We start from the raw sequence: 18,390 nt of genomic DNA on the forward strand, positions 1-18,390 counted from the left end.
ACACTAGTTATTAAATGCCAGTGTAATTACTTGGTGTAATTACTTTTAATTCTGCCTTAATAGCATCAGGCACCTCAAGAGTATCAATAAAGTTAGCAATAGATTGCTGATTTATCTTTTCATTAGTTCTTGTAAGCCCTTTTAATGCTTCATATGGATTTGGATATGCCTCACGTCTTAAAATGGTTTGTATAGCCTCTGCAACTACAGCCCAGTTGTTCTCCAGGTCTTGTTCAAACTTTTCTTTATTCAGCAATAACTTACTTAAGCCTTTTAAGGTAGATTGAAAAGCAATCATGGTATGTGCAAAAGGCACACCAATGTTTCTTAGGACCGTACTATCCGTTAAATCGCGTTGTAATCTAGAAACAGGAAGTTTAGCCGATAAATGCTCAAAAATAGCATTCGCAATTCCTAAGTTACCTTCAGAGTTTTCAAAATCTATTGGGTTAACTTTATGTGGCATAGCAGAAGAACCTACTTCACCTGCTTTAATTTTTTGTTTAAAGTAATCCATCGATACGTAGGTCCAGAAATCACGATCTAAGTCAAGAATAATAGTATTTATTCTTTTTAACGTATCAAACAAAGCCGCCATATGGTCGTAATGCTCAATTTGAGTTGTAGGAAAAGAGTGGTAGAGTCCTAGTTTCTCTTGTACAAATTCTTGTCCAAATTCTTGCCAGTTAATAGTAGGATATGCTACCTTATGTGCGTTGTAATTACCTGTAGCCCCGCCAAATTTTGCAGCACTAGGAATATCATTCAGTAAATTAAATTGTTCTTTTAAACGTACCACATATACCTGAATTTCTTTCCCTAAACGGGTAGGAGAGGCTGGTTGTCCGTGAGTACGGGCCAACATAGGTATTGCTTTCCATTCTGAAGCTAAGGCTTCTAGTTCTTCTAAAACTTCAAAATATTGCGGTACATACACATCATTCATGGCTTCTTTTAAAGAAAGAGGAATGGCAGTGTTATTAATATCTTGAGAGGTTAAACCAAAATGGATAAACTCTTTATAAGCTTGAAGTCCTAATCCGTCAAATTTATTTTTGATAAAATATTCAACAGCTTTAACGTCGTGGTTGGTTGTTTTTTCAATCTCTTTAATGGCTAAAGCATCGTCAGAAGAAAAATTAGTATAGATTTCTCTTAATGCCTCAAATTTAGAAGTATCAAAACTAGAAAGTTGTGGTAATGGAATTTCGCATAAAGCAATGAAATACTCGATTTCTACACGAACTCGATACTTTATTAATGCTTCTTCAGAAAAATAATCAGCTAAATTTTCAACTTTGTTTCTGTAACGACCGTCTATCGGAGAAATCGCATTCAGTTTGTTTAAAGACATTTTATAGAAATTGATTGGTTTTATAGAAGCGGCAAATATAGGGATTCCTTAAGCACCTAAAAAGCTAACAAGTAAATAAATACATGGATTTGATCTATTTTATTTTGGCTAAGGTGAGTCTAGCTCTGGCTTTGTATGCGGCACTCCCTTTTGAGTAGTTTTGTTCTAGAATGATTTTTAACTCGGGTAAAATCCATTTAAATTTTTTAGCCATTAACAGTAAACTTGTCATAGCATATGCTTGTGCTGCTACTTTTTGATCAGTAATGAGCCAATCAAAGCATGCTGCAGTAATTTTTTCAAGATGCTTTGTACTCAAGGCGTCTTGAGTTGTATTTGGAGTCTTTGAAAAATAACTTTTGGTTAAGTATTCGCAGATTTTTGCCATAGGACGTACTGCTGAGTCTAAATGTACGCTGGTTAGGTTCTTGGCAAAAGTGTCTAAATGCGGAAAAATAAAGGGCAAGTTTTCCTTGGCTGTAAATTCTAAAACCCAACAGGCTTTGCAAGATATTGGGTCGTTAATAGTAAAGGCTACTTTTAATAATGGCGTAATTAATTCAGGATTATTGGAAATTAGCCCAGCCATTTCAGCTCTTTTTTCTCTAGAGTGATTCACGTAATTTAAAGAAGTATAGAGCTCTTGCGTAGTCATTAATTTGTTTTTATTAATTGAGTTACTAGTTCTGGTATTCCTTCTACAGCAGTTTTTTCAATAATAGTTAAGTTGTTAAATGCATTTTTGGAGATACTAGGTCTAGGGTCAACAAAGTAGATAGGGGTGTCATCTTTTATAAAATTGACAAGACTAGCAGCTGGATACACTTGCATAGAAGTGCCAATGATGATTAAAATATCTGCTTCTTGGGTAATTTCGATAGCCCTATCAAGCAAAGGCACTGCTTCGCCAAACCAAACAATATGTGGTCGTAGCTGATGCCCATTAATACATTTGTCGCCTATTTTTAAATCTTTTTTCCAGTCTAGTATTACTGGAGCTCCAATTCTAGAAATCTTGGTGCTTCTAACTTTAAGCAGCTCCCCGTGTAAATGAATTATAGCTTTGCTGCCAGCTCTTTCATGCAAGTCATCAATATTCTGAGTAATTATGGTGGTCTCAAAATACTCTTCAAGATTTTTTAATGCTAGGTGTGCCTCATTCGGTGCTACCTTTAAAAGTTGTTTTCTACGCTGGTTGTAAAAATCTAAGACGAGTTTAGGGTTTTTTTCAAAACCTTGGGGAGAAGCAACTTCCATTACGTCATAACCCTCCCAAAGGCCATCTGCATCTCTAAAAGTTTGAATGCCACTTTCTGCGCTTATTCCCGCACCTGTTAAAACAACAATTTTTTTCATATCATGTACGAATTTGATTATAAAAATATACAATTTTAGATTTTTATTATCTTCGATTTATGATTGATTTAAAACTTTTAAAATATTTAGAAGAATTTATATCTGAAGAACGTAAAGAACGCTTTCTTCAGATCTTGGAAGAACGTACCTATAAAATTACGGTGGCTATTGAAGACGTGTTTCAAATGCACAATACCAGTGCTGTTATTCGTAGTTGCGATATATTCGGAATTCAGTCTGCCCATCTTATCGAACGTAAGTATGGAGACCAATTGGATGTGCAAATAGCTATGGGCGCGCAAAAGTGGGTAGATATACATAGGTATGAAAGTACAAGCACTTGTATAGATGCGTTAAAAAAAGAAGGGTATAAAATAATAGCAACAACGCCGCATAACGATTCCTGTTTGTTAGATGATTTTGATTTTGATGGTAAAACAGCCTTGTTTTTTGGAACAGAAAAAAAAGGTTTAAGTGATGAAGTTTTGGAAAAAGCCGACGGGTTTTTGAAAATACCAATGGTGGGTTTTACGGAGAGCTTAAATATTTCGGTTTCAGCGGCCATCATCTTACAAAGCTTAACTACTAAATTAAAAAAAGAATGCGCTGAGTGGCAGCTTACCGATGATGAGAAAATTATAAAGCAGATAGATTGGGCAAAAAAATCGATTAAGAGTATTGATGGGGTCTTATCCCGGTATTCGGAGGACACATGAGTTCAAAATTTAATTTGCTACACATAAAAGATTGATGCTTCTGCTCGGGCAAAAAAACGAATAGGAAGTGCGGTGGTACCTATGCCTTTAGAGACATACATTTTTGTAGTTGTTTTTTGATACCAACCCTTTACGTAATCTCCGCTACCGCCAGGAGTATAAAATGGAATACCAAAAAATGTTATTTGTCCTCCGTGGGTGTGGCCAGATAAGACAACTTTAATTTTTAAGTTCTCTTCACTATTCAGAGCATCAATAACATCTGTATATGCTGGGCAATGGTTGAGTACTATGGTGTCTAATTGTGTATCTATATGATGAATTGCCGTTTTAAAATTAGAAGATCCTCTTAGAAAATCGTCAATACCTATAATGTTTATGACTCTTTTGTCTTTTAAGAAAGCATAGTTTTCATTGATTAGGACAATGCCGTTGTACTTTTTAAAAGTAGCTTTAAAAAGTGGCATGGCTACTTTAGCATCATATTCTTTATTTCCAAGGATTGCTATTTTAAATATTTCTGGATCAATAAGCTTAAGGAATTGTTCTAAAATATGATAGGTGTTTTTTCTAGAAATAGTATCGCCGGTAAACACTACAATATCTGGTTTTTCGGTATTAATTTTCTCGGCTATGGTTTTATGAAAATACTTGATCTCTTTTAAATGTAAATCAGACAATTGGATTATCTTAATTTTATGCTTAGCGCCGTCACTTAAATCATGCGTGTTCCAATCTATAATATATTTTTCAATCCAAAAACTATCTAAATAAATAAAGCCAATAAGACCTAAAAATCCTAGAATTAGATTTTTTATGAACACTCTTCTTTTGATATGCATGGTTTGCTAGAAATAATACTACGCTGCAAAGAAACCCTATTCTATAAAAAGAAAATGCTCATTTAATAAAGTTTTAGTATACTATCTATTCCACCAATTCTAATAGTGCAATATCAAATTCGTTCTCTAGCTCTACCTTACCATTTTTTACAACAACAAAAGTGTCAGAATATGCTTCGTGTAATTTTGTAGCATCACCAAAAAACCCTTTTACGGGTAGGGATTTTTTCCCTTTAGGAAGGTTTAAGCCCACGACAACTTTATCCTTATACTGGCTATTCGTATACGTTCTTTCAAAAACATATGGAGCCTTAGAAAGTACCTTATGGGTACCAGCACCAACAGCAGGGTGGTTTGCTCTAAATGTACCTAGTTTTTGCCAGTGAGCTAATATTTTTTTTGTTTCAGGAACGCTGTCAATTTCATTCCAATTCATGTAAGAACGTAATGTAGCATCACCTTGGGTGCCTTCTATGGTTAAGTTTCTAGAAGATTCATCACCATAGTACACTTGAGAAGCTCCTGGAGTAAGTAATAATACATTAGCTGCATGGTACGGGTCCTTGCGTTCTTTGTCAAAAGGACTACCATCATCATGTGAGGTTAAATAATTTACGACACTTTTTCCGTATAGTTTAGATTGTAGAAGTGTGTTGTATTTTTTGAAAATAGTCTCATAATCTTTCTTAGCATCGGTCTTAAGTTCAAAATTGATTAAACTTTTAAAACCGGCATTGTAATAATCTACTTTTTTGTCGCCAAAATCATATGCTCTGCCACTAGAAATGCCGTAGTTATATACTTCCCCAACCATATAAAAAGGATTGTCATCTAAAACAGCATCTGGGTTTTTTCTTTTCCAAGTATCAAAAGCAATAGAAGCTTGTTTGTAAAGTTCGCTCCAGGCACTTTCGTCTGCATGTTTTACAGTATCTACTCTAAAGCCATCAATACCAAAATCATTTACATAATCTGTTAACCATTTTGTGATGTAAGCTTTTGAGCTTCTAGAACAACCAGAGCGTTTAAAAAATAAATCTAATTCATCTAACTCAGAGCTTAAACGGCCTTCTTCTTTCCATTTGGCAAGCAAATGATCAGGAAGAGCAACTTCTTCATCACTTTCTGTTTTAATATCTGGTAAGTTGTTAACTAAGGTGCAGGCGGTAGTTGTTTCGTAGTTTTCAAAAGTACAGGTAGGAGATGTACGTACCCATTCTTCTGGCCATACAGGGTCAATTTCTGTAACAGGTCCCGTATGGTTTAAAACTACATCCATCAAAACGCGAATTCCGTTTTTATGCGCAGTTTTTACCATTGTTTCTAAATCATCCCGGGTACCAAAATTTGGGTCTAGTGCCGTCCAATCTTTGGTCCAATACCCGTGGTAACCATAGCTATTTCCAGTGCCTTCATCTGTAGCGCCATGTATTTGTTCTACTACAGGAGTAAACCAAATGGCATTGATTCCTAATTTCGTAAAGTACCCTTCTTCTATTTTTGCGGTAATTCCTTTTAAATCGCCTCCCATGAAACCTCTAAGAACTCCGGTTTCTTCTGTTCTTTCAAAATTGATATCATTAGTGGTATCTCCGTTGTTAAAACGATCGGTAAGTAAAAAATAAATATTAGCGCCCTCCCATACAAATGGTTTTTTCTTAGGGGTGACTATGCTATTTTCTACAGTGCTTGATTGTTCTGGTGAAGGAGTTTTTTTTTCTTCTTTGCAAGAGGTAAAAAGAGCAAATCCTAATAGCAATAGCAGGCCTTTATTCATCATCATTTATTTTTGATAAAGCTATAAAATGATAATGGAAATAGAAAATTTATTTAGAATACAAAGAGCTCAAAAATTATTTCTTACGATTTAAAACCTTGTAGTCTTCGTAGCATCCACTTATGGCATCTAAAATCTGTAAATCATTAGCTGTTGCTATGAAAGATTTTGAATAGTTACAATTGTTTAAAATGTCTTCAATGTCTACTTTTTCTATTTGTAGAAGTTCCATTAATGTTTCTCTATCAAACTTAGAAGCCAATAAATCTTTTATGGCATCATCTTCTTTAACTTTTCTAAGCTTTCTCATCTGATTCGGCTTTTTTCCAAATAAATTCCGAAGTAAATCTGCGGGATTGAGAATAGCTCCTAATACTTTAGTTACAGCACTCGGATTCTTTTTTCCGGCTTCATAGCTCGTGTTAAGTCCAGAAATACTATATTGATAAGAGTCATTTAAAGGTAGGTTTTTTACATCAATTTCTAAGTAGCCTGTTAAATCATAAGAGGTAACAATAACTTCTTCTAAAGCGTATGCTAACTCTGTTAAGGTAATTTTGGTATCCTTAAATTTCAACATGTCATTAGTGACGCGTACTTTTTGAGATTTAAAGCCTAAGTAACTAAAATATAAAGTATCATTAGCAGTAGCGCGAATGTTGAATTCCCCTTTTTCGCTAGTGATGGTGCCTACGACTTGGTTTAAGTTTACCACGTGTACGCTTTCCATTAAAGAGCCATCTTGTGCATTTACCACAATAGCTTTTAAGAATTCATTTTTTTGATTCTCATCCTCATCTTCTTGAGAAAAGCCAAGAGTTACAAAGGCAAATATAAATAGGTAAATAAGGTTGTTCTTCATCTGAAAAATAGGGTTTAAGGCGTCAGATGTAATTCACTTTAAAAACTGCAATATTACAGTGTCTATGATGTTTATTACGTTTGACAAAGAAAGGCCTAAAATACTAAACAAAACAAAAAAATACGCCGAAGCGTATTTTTTAATATGAAATTAACTAAATTTTGGTCTAGAAAAAGCCGCTTCTGCGTTTGCTTTTACTACCGCTACTAGATTCTCTACTTCCACTACGTGAACCAGATTTAGAGCCAGAACCAGAATCAGATCTTCTTCTAGATCCTCCGCCTTCAGAAGAACCTCCGTAACCACCATCTCTTGATGATGAAGATCTACGTTTTTTGAAGTCTCCTCCGCCGCCACCGCCACCGCGGTTACGATCTCTTCCTCCGCCACCGCCACTACGGTTACGATCTCTTCCTCCGCGACCTCCGCCACCACCTGGGTTGCTAGAAATCTCAACGTTTACAAATCTACCATCAACCTTAAAGTCTTTGAAAGTCTCTAAAATTTTAGGAGTAATCGCTGCATCAGTATTGAAGAAAGAAAAACTCTCTTTAACGTCTACTTTGAAAATATCATCTTGACCTACTTCTAAAGTATCTCTTAAGAAGTCTTTAAGTGACATCCAATCGTATTCGTCTTTTTCTCCAACATTGATAAAGTAACGAACAGAACCGCTAGTAGGTATTTCACCACTGCCAGTATTGCTACCTCTTTCTTCTCTATCGCCTCGGTCAGAGTTTCCAGAATTTAAATCTCTGGTTTTGTTGTAGTAATTAAAGAAACGTGTGAACTCTACAGAAACTACTTTCTTAATAAGTTCTTCTCTATCGATATCTTTAAAGACATCGTTGATAGCAGGTAAGTAAGATTCAACCTCTTCGTTTACTTCAGTATCTTTTATTTTGTTTGCTAAGTGATATAATTGGATCTCACAAATTTCCATTCCAGAAGGAATATTTTTTGTGATGAATTTTTGTCCAATTTTATTCTCAATTGCTTTTATTTTTCTAAGCTCGCTTCTGGTAATAATTACCATAGAGATACCAGATTTACCAGCTCTACCTGTTCTACCACTACGGTGTGTATAGGTTTCTATTTCATCTGGTAATTGATAGTTAATTACGTGAGTAATGTCATCAACATCAATACCACGTGCAGCAACATCTGTTGCCACCAACATCTGTATTTGTTTTTTACGGAAAGAACTCATGACCAAATCTCTTTGGTTTTGACTTAAATCTCCGTGTAATGCACCAGCGTTGTAACCATCTTCAATAAGACTTTCTGCTACTTTTTGTGTATCTCTCTTAGTTCTACAGAAAATTACAGAGAAAATATCAGGATTAGTATCTGCCAATCTTTTTAATGCAGGGTATCTATCACGACCACTTACTACATAATATTCATGTTGTACCGTTGATGCTCCTGAGTTTTTTGTTCCCACAGTAATTTCTTGTGGACTACGCATAAACTTCTTAGCAATAGTAGCTACTTCTCTTGGCATTGTTGCAGAGAATAACCATGTGCTTTTTTCTTTTGGAGTATCAGAAAGAATTTCTTTGATATCTTCAAAGAATCCCATGTTAAGCATTTCATCAGCTTCATCTAAAATACAATAGTCAATTTTAGAGATGTCTACTAATCCGCGGCTCATCATATCTTTCATACGACCAGGAGTCGCAACGATAATTTGTGCGCCACGCTTAATTTGTCTAGCTTGGTCTGTAATGCTAGCACCACCATAGATCGCTACAACATTAATGTTTTTTTCGTATTTAGAATACGCTTGCATTTCGTTTGTAATTTGCAAACAAAGCTCACGTGTTGGTGATAGTATTAAACCTTGAGTGGTTCTACTATCTGCATCTATTTTTTGAATTAATGGAAAACCAAATGCTGCTGTTTTTCCTGTACCTGTTTGGGCAAGAGCTACTAAGTCTGTATCGTCACCTAGTAAAATTGGAATTGCTTTTTCTTGTACGTCAGATGGGTTTTCAAAACCCATGTCTGTAATAGCGTCTAAAATAGACTTTTTAAGGCCTAACGCTTCAAATTTTGTCATAATATGTAAATGTTAATCGCAAATATGTCTGTTGCATAGAGCGATTACATTTTATAACCTATTTAGACTCAGCGCAACACATGCTATACCAGCGGCATTATTTAAAGCTGCAAAGGTACTGTTAATTCATTAGATAATAAATTAAATTTTTAATTCAATATTTTTGCATGTAACATATTGAATTCATGGTTGTTACGGATTTGTAAATTATCTACTCTCTAGTTTGCTTAAATAATCTAGTAACTTTTTTATGGCTTTTCCGCGATGGCTGATGGTATTTTTGATCCCTACAGGAATTTCGGCAAAAGTTTTGTTATAACCCTCAGGTTTAAATATAGGATCATAGCCAAATCCTTTAACGCCACTTTTTGTTAGCGTAATCTCACCGGTTGCTGCACCGCTAAAAAGTATTTGTTCTCCGTTCAGGTTTAAGGCAATTACGGTTTCAAATTTAGCTTTTCTATTCTCTTTAAGAGCTAAGGCAGCCAGTAGTTTATCCATGTTATCCGTAGCGTCTTTCTGTTCTCCTGCATAGCGTGCAGATAAAACTCCGGGAGCTCCATTTAGACTTTCAACAAGTAAACCAGTGTCATCTGCAAAACAAGGAAGCTTATAGTTTTTAGTTACAAAATCTGCTTTTAGTTTTGCATTCCCCGCTAAGGTGTCTGCCGTTTCTGGTATTTCATCAAAGCAGCCAATACTTTCTAACGAAAGTATTTTTATATGTTTAGGAACTAATAACTGAACCTCATATACCTTATTTTTGTTGTGCGTTGCAAAAACAATTTCCATTGTAGTATCGTATCATTTAATTCAAAAATAGTATTTTAATCGCTTAATTTTTTTCAAATGCATTTAAAATTACCACCAGCAGTTGTTTGGGTATTGGCGGCAGTATTTATGTTAGGGCTAGACCGGTTTTTACCGTTTGGAGAATTTGACTTTACAGGTCGGATTTATTTTATCTATCTGTTTTTAATTTTAGGAGGGGCTATAGGGTTGGTTGCTGTTATTCAGTTTGTTAGAAAACAGACCACTGTTGACCCTACAAAACCCGAAACGGTTTCTAAGTTGGTCATAAATGGATTGTATCGCTTTACGCGTAATCCTATGTATTTGGGGTTGTTATTGGTGCTTTTGGCTTGGGGGGTATATTTAGGGAATGCTTTTAATACTTTAATCGCGGCTGGTTTTGTGTCGTATATGAATAAGTTTCAAATACAGCCAGAAGAAGAAGCGCTTGCTAAAACTTTTGGATCAGAATATGCTGCGTATTTAAAAGATGTTAGGAGATGGTTTTAGTATAAGCTATTTAGCTTATAATTATAATTATTACGTATTTTGCTTATATTTTAGTATATTAGCCTTTTAACTTATATATTTATGATAGCAGTACTAACAGGAGATATCGTTAATTCGGAACGATATAAGGCTTCGGAGTGGATGGGTGTTTTGAAAAAACAACTGTCAGAAATAGGCGAGGCGCCTAAAGATTGGGATATTTTTAGAGGAGATGAATTTCAGTTAAAGGTTCCGGTGGTAGAGGCTTTACGAGTAGCTATCCTTTTAAAGGCTAAAATCAAAATGATAAAAGGCTTAGATGTTCGGATGGGTATTGGCTTGGGAGAGGAAACCTTTGTTGGTTCTAAAATAAGTGAATCTAATGGCAGTGCGTATCATTTTTCAGGGAGAATTTTTGAAACATTAAAAGAGCAGAAATTAAAATTAGCTTTAGCTACAGAAGATAAAAAATTAGAGAACATCTTAAATTTAATACTTAAATTGGCATTAGATTTTATGGATGACTGGAGTGTTGTTTCTGCAGAAATTATTGCAATTTCTTTAGAGAACCCAGAATTACAGCAACAAGAAATTGCGGATCAATTAGGGGTAAAACAGTCTGCCGTAAGTCAAAGACAAAAACGAGCGAGGTTAGACCTTGTTTTAGAACTATTATCCTTTTACAGGGATGCAATTAAACAAGAATAGTATGATGTTATTTACCAAGCTCTTTTTAGCGCATTTGCTAGGAGATTTTATTTTTCAGTCCTCTAAATGGGTAAAAGATAAAGAGGAAAAAAAAGTAAAATCCAAATACATCTATTACCATACTTTAATTCATTTTGCATTAACGCTTTTAATTTTATGGGATTTAAAGTACTGGAAAATTGCGGTAATTATTGCAGTTAGTCACTATTTGATAGATCTTCTGAAACTTTATGTAACCCCTAGTTTTACAAACAAAAACCTTCCTTTTTTGATAGATCAAGTGCTGCATGTGGCGGTATTATATGCTTGTGCATATTATGGAGATTTTTATGCACATACATTAGCACTCCTACAAGGAATAGATGTGCGTTTAGTGACGGCATTAGTTTTTGTTAGTTTTCCAACGGCCATACTAATTAGTAAAGTCTTGCAAGGAATGTCAAAATATATAGAAGATGATCATGAGTCATTACCTAATGCGGGAATGTACATTGGTATTATTGAACGTTTATTTGTAGTGGCGTTTATCATATTAGGGCGTTGGGAAGTCATTGGTTTTTTAATCGCTGCAAAATCTGTTTTTAGATTTAATGATTTAAAGGATAGTAATAATCGAGAGCTAACAGAGTACATCTTAATAGGAACATTATTGAGTTTTGGAATAGCGATTCTAACAGGGGTAATATATACTAGTATTTAAAGCGATGAGATGTATTCTGATTTTATTTTTCATGCAAATTTCATTTGGAGTGGAGGCTCAAAAAGAATTCTTTACTTCTTTTGATGGAATCGAAATTACCTACACAGATGAAGGTAAAGGTAAGGCAGTAGTATTGGTACACGGTTTTATTAATGACGGAAGTTCTTGGAATGCTACCGTATTAAAAAAAGAACTTTTACAAAAAGGCTATAGGGTTATTGTTCCTGATTTAAGAGGAAACGGATCTTCTGGTAAACCTCAAGAGGAAAAATTTTATACAGATGACGCAGAAGTTAGAGACTTACAGGGGTTAGCATCTTATTTAAAGCTTAAGAAATTTATAGTGGTAGGCTATTCCAGAGGTAGTATTATTACCGCGAAATGGCTAACATTAGATAGGAGAATTAAAAAATCGGTGTTAGGAGGTATGGGTTTAGATTTTACAAATCCTGAGTGGAATCGGCGCATCCTATTTGCTAATGCATTTGCTGAAGGGGCAGAGCTCACAGAAGAAACAAAAGGAGCTGTAGCCTATGCAATATCGGTTCAAGCAGATTTGAAAGCATTGCATTATTTACAGAAACATCAACCGGTAACTAGTGTTTTTGAGCTGGGGCAAATAAAATCTAAAGTCTTGATTGTTGCGGGAGATGAGGATTTAGAAAATGGAAACCCAGAGGCATTGCATAGCGCAATTCCTAAGAGTGAGTTTGTATTACTAAAAGGGAATCATAATGATGTTTACAAAACGGATTCTTTTTCTAAGGCCATAATTTCATTTTTAAAATAATAAGCTATTCCGTTGAAGTTTAGAATTGCGATTTTCATAATTTTTAAGGGTCCATAAAAACAATTCTGTATCAAAATGTTACAATTACTAATTCGATAGTAGTTTTAATCTAATTTAAAAGAATCGCAGCAAATAAATTTTTACTTTTGATGCTTAATTTTATTCAAAAAATGGTTGCAACAGGAAGAAAGTATGTATTTGATTTTGATAGTACTTTAACGCGAGTTGAAGCGCTAGATGTTTTGGCGGAAATCACACTCAAAGGCAGGTCCAATAAAGAAGAAATTATTAATGAAATTCAGGAGATTACCAATTTAGGTATTGATGGTGATATTTCATTTACCACATCTTTAGAGCGCAGAATTAAATTGCTACATGCGCATAAAAATGATTTACCGGTTTTGGTGGAAGAATTAAAGACTAAAATTTCAAAATCTATAGAGGCTAATAAGGATTTTTTTAGAGACTATGCGGATGATATTTATGTAATATCTTGTGGATTTAAAGAGTTTATAGACCCTATAGTAAAGGAGTATAACATTCCTTCAGATAGAGTATACGCTAATACATTTGAATTTGATGAAGAAGGTAAAATTGTTGGTTTTGATGAAACCAATGTTTTAGCGATGCATAATGGTAAAATAGATTGCCTAAAAAACATGAATCTTGACGGTGAGGTTCAGGTAATTGGTGATGGTTATAGCGATTATGTAATGAGAGAAGCCGGTATCGCAGATAAATTTTTTGCTTATACCGAAAATGTACACCGAGAAAAAGCTGCAAAAAATGCAGATTATATTACACCTAACCTTGATGAATTTTTATTTGTGAACGATTTACCTAGAAAAATCTCTTATCCTAAAAACAGGATAAAGATGTTATTGTTAGAAAATGTGCATCCAGATGCTTTTAAAAGTCTGTCTGAAGCAGGTTTCTCAGTAGAAACTGTTGGCCATAGTTTAACAGAAGAAGAATTAATAGAAAAAATAAAAGGCGTACATGTACTTGGTATACGTTCTAAGACGCAAGTAACCAAAAATGTACTAGAAGCAGCTAATAAGCTTATGGTTGTGGGAGCTTTTTGTATCGGAACGACGCAAATAGATTTAGATGCCTGTAAGAGCAAAGGGGTTGTTGTGTTCAACGCTCCTTATAGCAATACCCGTTCTGTTGTAGAACTGGCCATTGGAGAGATTATTATGCTGATGCGTAGTGTCTTTACACGTAGTACGGAAATACATCAAGGGCAATGGAATAAAACTGCTGCAAATTCTAGAGAAGTACGTGGTAAGAACTTAGGTATTGTTGGTTACGGAAATATTGGTAAGCAACTCTCAGTTTTGGCAGAAGCTTTAGGAATGCGTGTCTATTATTATGATGTTAATGATCAATTAGCGCTAGGTAATGCTATAAAATGTAATACACTAGAAGATTTATTAAACATTTCAGATGTTGTAACCCTTCATATAGATGATAACAAAGCAAACCTTAATTTTATTGGTGAACGAGAAATTAACCAAATGAAAAATGGGGCTATTTTCATCAATTTAGCGCGTGGTTTTGTGGTAGATATTCCTGCGTTAGCAGCAGCATTAAAAAGTGGTAAAATTGCCGGTGCTGCAATAGATGTATTCCCAGAAGAACCAAGAAGTAATGGTGCGTTTGAAACAGAACTTAAAGGTTTAGAAAATGTTATTCTTACACCGCATGTTGGTGGTAGTACAGAAGAAGCTCAAGCAAATATTGCAGATTTTGTGCCAAGTAAAATTATGGATTATATGAATTCTGGAAATACAGTTGATGCTGTAAATTTCCCGAATATTCGTTTGCCAAAGCAAAACAAATCACATCGTTTTTTACATATCCATAAAAATGTTCCTGGCGTTATGGCTAAAGTAAATAAAGTTTTAGCAGAGTATGAATTGAATATCACGGGTCAGTATTTATCTACCGATAATGAAGTGGGCTACGTAATATCTGATGTGAATAAGGAATATAATAAAGATGTTATAAAGGAATTGAAGAAAATAGAAAACACGATTAAATTTAGAGTTCTTTATTAGTCATTTTCGAAATAAAATGGAAGCCCAAGAATTTTTTTCTTGGGCTTTTTTTAGTTTTAAGGACTTAACTATCGCTTCCATGCTGTTTCACAACAATTTGTTGCGCTTGGTGGCGTTATGAAATATCTTGTAGGAAAATTCTATAGTAATTGTCTAGGTATAAATTATTAGTGTGAAAAAATTTTATAAATATTATTTATTAGTTATAACCATCATTGTGCTAACGGTGCTAATTCAGTCTATTATCCAATATTCTTTGAGAAACCAAGAGCGTATGGCTGCGGTTATTAATGTGGCGGGTAAGCAACGTATGCTCAGTCAATTAGTGTTGAAAAATTTTTATGAGTGTAATCATTATGAATGTGATTATTCTGAATTAAAAATAGCCCTTGCTAAATTATACAGAACAGATGAAATCTTAGAAAAAGGAGACGAGAAACTAGGTTTTTATCCTGTAGAAAATACTGAGATCATTGCTGATTTTAAAGAAATGCAACCTCATTTAGAATATATCTACACGCATTTAAATGATATGGATCACATTGCAGAAGTTCCTGTAGAGGAGCTTACAAGTCATGTAGATGATTTCTTGGAAATTATGGATGGTATTGTTCTTAAATTTCAACAAGAATCAGAAGAAGAGATAAAGACAATTATGATTATTGAGGTAGAATTAGCGGTACTTTCGCTTTTTATTATTCTTTTTGAAATCTTTTATATTGTCAACCCTATAATCAGGAAAACTAGCTCACAGAATAAAAAGCTTAAAGAAATTTCATGGCATCAATCACATGCCTATGCTTCACATATGAAGAATATTAAAGATCTTCAGCATGTTTTGAAAATTGAGAAAAAAATAGAAAACAAAGAAGATTTAGTAGCTTGTGTGGTTACTGAATTAGACGCGCTTAATGAGGTTTCGGAAAACATGATAAAGTCTCTGGAAAGCGATAAGAAAGAGGTTAGTGGGTTAGATGCTGTTTTAAATAAATTAGATATTTTTTTTAGTAAGAAAAAATAATGTTATTGATGGTGATAAGGTTCGTTTTTTAAAATGGTAAACGCTCTATATACTTGCTCTACGACAAATAGTCTGATCATTTGATGCGAGAACGTCATTTTCGATAGACTTATTTTTCCTTGTGCTTTACTATAAACTGCTGCACTAAAGCCATAAGGACCCCCAATAACAAAAACAAGTTGTTTAATTCCAGAATTCATTTTTTTTTGTAAGTAATTAGAGAAATCAACAGAAGTAAACTGTTTTCCATTTTCGTCTAACAAAATAAGCGCATCGGTCGGATTTATTTTTTTTAAAATCGCTTCGCCTTCTTTTTCTTTCTGTTGCGCTTCTGATAAATTTTTGGTGTTTTTGATGTCAGGAATGAGTTCTAATTCAAATTTGACATAATGTTTAAGTCTATTTTCGTATTCGTCAATGAGTTGCGATAAGTTGTTGCTATCTGTTTTGCCGATAGCTAAAAGTTTGATGGTCATAGTGCAAATTTAATTAGAATTTTTACGTTTAATATTATAGAATATAAATTTATAGGGATTCTTATCTGAGTAAAGTATTTAGTAAATTAGCAATTAAGAAAATGTAGGAATGATTTCAAAAGAGCAATTTAACAAAGAAATAGCATTAATTATAGCAAATGCGATCCGTGAAGATGTAGGTGATGGGGACCATAGTTCGCTTGCTTGTATACCTTCAACAGCAATAGGGAAAGCTAAACTATTGGTGAAAGATACCGGAATTATCGCAGGGATAGACTTTGCAAAGCAAGTGTTTAATTACGTAGATAAAGACTTGAAAATAGAGACCCTTTTGCAGGAGGGAGATACTGTGAAGCATGGTGATATAGTGTTTTATGTAGAAGGTAGTTCTCAAAGCATTTTAAAATCAGAACGTTTGGTGTTGAATGCAATGCAACGTATGAGTGCTATTGCCACAAAAACAAATTATTTTGTAAAGCTCTTGGAAGGTACAGGGACTAAAATTTTGGATACCCGAAAAACAACTCCTGGAATTAGAGCCCTAGAAAAATGGGCGGTAAAAATTGGAGGAGGAGAGAACCATAGATTTGCCTTGTATGATATGATTATGTTAAAAGACAATCATATAGATTTTGCGGGGGGCTTAGGGAAAGCTATTGAAAAAACAAAAAATTACTTAAAAGAGACGAATAGGGATCTGAAAATTATTGTAGAAGCAAGAGACTTACATGAGGTTCAGCAAATTCTTGATGCTAAAGGTGTGTATAGAATACTATTGGATAATTTTTCATTTAAAGATACCAAAGCGGCAGTTAAATTAATCGGCAATCAATGTCTCACAGAATCTTCTGGAGGTATAAATGAGCATACTATTCGCGATTATGCGGAATGTGGTGTAAATTATATATCATCAGGAGCATTGACACATTCAGTGTACAATATGGATCTGAGCCTTAAAGCAGTATAAATGTCTGCATTAGAAGAAAAGATAGATAAAATACCGATCGTAAATTGGTTTGCGAGATTACTAAAAAAAGTAAAATTTGCAGCTCTTGAAGGTTTGTCATTGTATGAGCTGATAGAAATGTACTTGTCGGGAATAGTTCAAGGGGCAATGTCAACCAGGGCAAGTGCAATTGCCTTTAGTTTATTTATGGCACTTTTTCCTTTATTGATATTTTTACTGAGTTTATTACCATTCTTAATACCTTATATTCAAATAGATGGTGAAACAAATTTTGAGGCCGATTTTTTGGCCTTTCTTGAATCTTTTTTGCCAACAGCCACGGGAGATTATTTTGAAGAAATTTTTATTCAAATAAAAGATCAAAAAAGAGGAGGCTTACTTTCTTCTACTTTTGTGATTTCTATTTTCTTGGTAGCAAATGGGGTTAATGCCATCTTTGGTGGCTTTGAAAATTCATACCACGTGAATTTAACGCGCAACTTCTTTAGACAATATTTATATGCACTTCTGGTAGGTTTAATCTTATCAATTCTTTTAATCGTTGCGGCAATTTCATTTGTGTATTCCGAGTTTTATATCGTAGAATATGCCAGTGATTTGGTTACTAAGACCTATGGTACTAATTTAGAAGAAACAGATATTATAGGGGTACAGATTGCTAAGGTTTTATTCTTTATTATATTGTCTTATTTAACTACCGCAATACTGTATTATTTTGGAACGGCAGAAGGTAAAAAAGCAAAATTTTTCTCGGCAGGAGCAACAATGACCACTTTGTTGTTTATTTTTACATCGTATCTTTTTGGGGTATATGTGGAGAAATTTGCGAGATATAATGAGTTATACGGTGCTTTAGGAGGTTTATTAATATTAATGGTGTTTATTTGGTTAAATTCTAATATATTGTTGCTAGGTTTTGAACTGAATGCAACAATAAATGCTGTTCGAAATAATATAAACCAAAAGGATGAAACACCATAAGCTATTACTTTTTTTTATAGGTCTTTTTTTAATTAATTTTAGTTACGGTCAATCCATCTTTGATGAATGGAAAACAATTGATGATCGCACTGGGAAACCAAAAGGCGTAATTAAAATCTACAAGAAAGATGGCCAGATGTATGGCGATATTGTAAAGGTATTAGAAGAAGGGAAAGAGAATTTTAAATGCACTAAATGTGAGGGCGATTTAAAAGATGCACCTGTTTTAGGAATGACGATTATAAAAGGAGCAGAAGATGATGGTGATGGAGAATGGAAAGGAAAATATTTATTTGATCCAGAGCAGGCAATGACCTTTCGTTGCAAGATTTGGTTAAATCCAGATAATCCTGATGAGCTTAAAGTTCGAGGGTATTTAGCATTTATTTACCGTACACAAACTTGGATACGCGTAAAAGATTAGAACACCGTAG

The 18,390-nt window shown here is 34.2% G+C and carries 19 protein-coding genes; 10 read left to right on the top strand and 9 right to left on the bottom strand.

The genetic code is table 11. The features are described 5' to 3' along the window. Positions 1 to 10: 10 nt before the first annotated feature. The 3 genes from purB to BLQ19_RS17420 form a co-directional block, all read right to left on the bottom strand. Positions 11 to 1,354 (bottom strand): adenylosuccinate lyase, encoded by a 1,344-nt coding sequence (gene purB / locus BLQ19_RS17410; RefSeq protein ID WP_074539189.1) that lies wholly within the window; start codon positions 1,352 to 1,354, stop codon positions 11 to 13. A 94-nt stretch (positions 1,355 to 1,448) separates the two neighbouring features. Continuing rightward, positions 1,449 to 2,009 carry a hypothetical protein gene (locus BLQ19_RS17415; protein WP_034667226.1) on the bottom strand — a complete coding sequence of 187 codons (561 nt, stop codon included), beginning with the start codon at positions 2,007 to 2,009 and terminating at the stop codon, positions 1,449 to 1,451. Further along, complete coding sequence (locus BLQ19_RS17420; protein ID WP_024479859.1) at positions 2,009 to 2,710, bottom strand: SIR2 family NAD-dependent protein deacylase; 702 nt, start codon at positions 2,708 to 2,710, stop codon at positions 2,009 to 2,011. Before BLQ19_RS17420 ends, BLQ19_RS17415 begins: the two co-directional genes overlap by 1 nt. A gap of 62 nt (positions 2,711 to 2,772) precedes the next feature. On the opposite strand from BLQ19_RS17420, the gene BLQ19_RS17425 reads away from it, so the two are divergent. Then, entirely contained in the window at positions 2,773 to 3,426 is a 654-nt protein-coding gene (locus tag BLQ19_RS17425; RefSeq protein WP_074539208.1) for a TrmH family RNA methyltransferase, read from the top strand. 17 nt (positions 3,427 to 3,443) lie between these two features. Here BLQ19_RS17425 and BLQ19_RS17430 read toward each other — a convergent pair whose 3' ends face one another. The 5 genes from BLQ19_RS17430 to BLQ19_RS17450 all read right to left on the bottom strand — a co-directional run bounded on the left by BLQ19_RS17430 (position 3,444) and on the right by BLQ19_RS17450 (position 9,761). Then, complete coding sequence (locus BLQ19_RS17430; protein ID WP_074539190.1) at positions 3,444 to 4,268, bottom strand: metallophosphoesterase; 825 nt, start codon at positions 4,266 to 4,268, stop codon at positions 3,444 to 3,446. An 85-nt stretch (positions 4,269 to 4,353) separates the two neighbouring features. Beyond that, complete coding sequence (locus tag BLQ19_RS17435) at positions 4,354 to 6,045, bottom strand: alpha-amylase family glycosyl hydrolase (protein ID WP_074539191.1); 1,692 nt, start codon at positions 6,043 to 6,045, stop codon at positions 4,354 to 4,356. 76 nt (positions 6,046 to 6,121) lie between these two features. Next, positions 6,122 to 6,907, bottom strand: coding sequence for a carboxypeptidase-like regulatory domain-containing protein (locus tag BLQ19_RS17440; RefSeq protein WP_025614451.1), 786 nt, complete (start codon positions 6,905 to 6,907; stop codon positions 6,122 to 6,124). Between the two features lie 166 nt (positions 6,908 to 7,073). Then, entirely contained in the window at positions 7,074 to 8,969 is a 1,896-nt protein-coding gene (locus BLQ19_RS17445) for a DEAD/DEAH box helicase (protein WP_074539192.1), read from the bottom strand. A 207-nt stretch (positions 8,970 to 9,176) separates the two neighbouring features. Next, entirely contained in the window at positions 9,177 to 9,761 is a 585-nt protein-coding gene (locus tag BLQ19_RS17450) for a non-canonical purine NTP diphosphatase (protein WP_074539193.1), read from the bottom strand. A gap of 57 nt (positions 9,762 to 9,818) precedes the next feature. On the opposite strand from BLQ19_RS17450, the gene BLQ19_RS17455 reads away from it, so the two are divergent. From BLQ19_RS17455 to BLQ19_RS17480, 6 genes are all read left to right on the top strand, one after another. Further along, on the top strand, positions 9,819 to 10,271 hold the full coding sequence (locus BLQ19_RS17455) for a methyltransferase family protein (RefSeq protein ID WP_074539194.1): 453 nt from the start codon (positions 9,819 to 9,821) through the stop codon (positions 10,269 to 10,271). Between the two features lie 81 nt (positions 10,272 to 10,352). After that, on the top strand, positions 10,353 to 10,958 hold the full coding sequence (locus BLQ19_RS17460) for a SatD family protein (protein ID WP_074539195.1): 606 nt from the start codon (positions 10,353 to 10,355) through the stop codon (positions 10,956 to 10,958). A 1-nt stretch (position 10,959) separates the two neighbouring features. Beyond that, positions 10,960 to 11,658 (top strand): DUF3307 domain-containing protein, encoded by a 699-nt coding sequence (locus tag BLQ19_RS17465; protein ID WP_074539209.1) that lies wholly within the window; start codon positions 10,960 to 10,962, stop codon positions 11,656 to 11,658. Positions 11,659 to 11,689: 31 nt separating this feature from the next. Beyond that, positions 11,690 to 12,448 carry an alpha/beta fold hydrolase gene (locus tag BLQ19_RS17470; RefSeq protein WP_254788417.1) on the top strand — a complete coding sequence of 253 codons (759 nt, stop codon included), beginning with the start codon at positions 11,690 to 11,692 and terminating at the stop codon, positions 12,446 to 12,448. Positions 12,449 to 12,618: 170 nt separating this feature from the next. Continuing rightward, complete coding sequence (serA, locus tag BLQ19_RS17475) at positions 12,619 to 14,511, top strand: phosphoglycerate dehydrogenase (RefSeq protein ID WP_025614458.1); 1,893 nt, start codon at positions 12,619 to 12,621, stop codon at positions 14,509 to 14,511. A 172-nt stretch (positions 14,512 to 14,683) separates the two neighbouring features. Continuing rightward, complete coding sequence (locus tag BLQ19_RS17480; protein ID WP_139150280.1) at positions 14,684 to 15,532, top strand: type IV pili methyl-accepting chemotaxis transducer N-terminal domain-containing protein; 849 nt, start codon at positions 14,684 to 14,686, stop codon at positions 15,530 to 15,532. Between the two features lie 2 nt (positions 15,533 to 15,534). On the opposite strand, the gene rlmH is transcribed toward BLQ19_RS17480, so the two are convergent. Continuing rightward, positions 15,535 to 16,008 carry a 23S rRNA (pseudouridine(1915)-N(3))-methyltransferase RlmH gene (gene rlmH / locus BLQ19_RS17485; protein ID WP_074539198.1) on the bottom strand — a complete coding sequence of 158 codons (474 nt, stop codon included), beginning with the start codon at positions 16,006 to 16,008 and terminating at the stop codon, positions 15,535 to 15,537. A gap of 109 nt (positions 16,009 to 16,117) precedes the next feature. Here rlmH and nadC point away from each other — a divergent pair, with 109 nt between their 5' ends. The 3 genes from nadC to BLQ19_RS17500 are packed head-to-tail and all read left to right on the top strand — an operon-like array spanning position 16,118 to position 18,380. Then, positions 16,118 to 16,975, top strand: a complete 858-nt coding sequence (nadC, locus tag BLQ19_RS17490) for a carboxylating nicotinate-nucleotide diphosphorylase (RefSeq protein WP_074539199.1) — start codon at positions 16,118 to 16,120, stop codon at positions 16,973 to 16,975. After that, positions 16,976 to 17,956 (top strand): YihY/virulence factor BrkB family protein, encoded by a 981-nt coding sequence (locus BLQ19_RS17495; protein ID WP_029445768.1) that lies wholly within the window; start codon positions 16,976 to 16,978, stop codon positions 17,954 to 17,956. Then, positions 17,943 to 18,380, top strand: coding sequence for a DUF2147 domain-containing protein (locus tag BLQ19_RS17500; RefSeq protein ID WP_029445769.1), 438 nt, complete (start codon positions 17,943 to 17,945; stop codon positions 18,378 to 18,380). Before BLQ19_RS17495 ends, BLQ19_RS17500 begins: the two co-directional genes overlap by 14 nt. Positions 18,381 to 18,390 lie beyond the last annotated feature (10 nt).

The sequence above is a fragment of the Cellulophaga baltica genome (assembly GCF_900102165.1).
In the GTDB taxonomy this organism is placed as follows: Bacteria; Bacteroidota; Bacteroidia; order Flavobacteriales; family Flavobacteriaceae; genus Cellulophaga; species Cellulophaga baltica.

Excerpts from the sequence above, each read along its gene's own strand:
- BLQ19_RS17455 (WP_074539194.1), top strand. The coding sequence starts at position 9,819 with ATGCATTTAAAATTACCACCAGCAGTTGTTTGGGTATTGGCGGCAGTA.
- rlmH (WP_074539198.1), bottom strand. The coding sequence starts at position 16,008 with ATGACCATCAAACTTTTAGCTATCGGCAAAACAGATAGCAACAACTTA.
- BLQ19_RS17470 (WP_254788417.1), top strand. The coding sequence starts at position 11,690 with ATGCAAATTTCATTTGGAGTGGAGGCTCAAAAAGAATTCTTTACTTCT.
- BLQ19_RS17435 (WP_074539191.1), bottom strand. The coding sequence starts at position 6,045 with ATGAATAAAGGCCTGCTATTGCTATTAGGATTTGCTCTTTTTACCTCT.
- BLQ19_RS17500 (WP_029445769.1), top strand. The coding sequence starts at position 17,943 with ATGAAACACCATAAGCTATTACTTTTTTTTATAGGTCTTTTTTTAATT.
- BLQ19_RS17450 (WP_074539193.1), bottom strand. The coding sequence starts at position 9,761 with ATGGAAATTGTTTTTGCAACGCACAACAAAAATAAGGTATATGAGGTT.
- BLQ19_RS17465 (WP_074539209.1), top strand. The coding sequence starts at position 10,960 with ATGATGTTATTTACCAAGCTCTTTTTAGCGCATTTGCTAGGAGATTTT.
- serA (WP_025614458.1), top strand. The coding sequence starts at position 12,619 with ATGGTTGCAACAGGAAGAAAGTATGTATTTGATTTTGATAGTACTTTA.
- BLQ19_RS17430 (WP_074539190.1), bottom strand. The coding sequence starts at position 4,268 with ATGCATATCAAAAGAAGAGTGTTCATAAAAAATCTAATTCTAGGATTT.
- BLQ19_RS17440 (WP_025614451.1), bottom strand. The coding sequence starts at position 6,907 with ATGAAGAACAACCTTATTTACCTATTTATATTTGCCTTTGTAACTCTT.
- BLQ19_RS17495 (WP_029445768.1), top strand. The coding sequence starts at position 16,976 with ATGTCTGCATTAGAAGAAAAGATAGATAAAATACCGATCGTAAATTGG.
- BLQ19_RS17445 (WP_074539192.1), bottom strand. The coding sequence starts at position 8,969 with ATGACAAAATTTGAAGCGTTAGGCCTTAAAAAGTCTATTTTAGACGCT.
- BLQ19_RS17415 (WP_034667226.1), bottom strand. The coding sequence starts at position 2,009 with ATGACTACGCAAGAGCTCTATACTTCTTTAAATTACGTGAATCACTCT.
- purB (WP_074539189.1), bottom strand. The coding sequence starts at position 1,354 with ATGTCTTTAAACAAACTGAATGCGATTTCTCCGATAGACGGTCGTTAC.
- BLQ19_RS17460 (WP_074539195.1), top strand. The coding sequence starts at position 10,353 with ATGATAGCAGTACTAACAGGAGATATCGTTAATTCGGAACGATATAAG.
- nadC (WP_074539199.1), top strand. The coding sequence starts at position 16,118 with ATGATTTCAAAAGAGCAATTTAACAAAGAAATAGCATTAATTATAGCA.
- BLQ19_RS17420 (WP_024479859.1), bottom strand. The coding sequence starts at position 2,710 with ATGAAAAAAATTGTTGTTTTAACAGGTGCGGGAATAAGCGCAGAAAGT.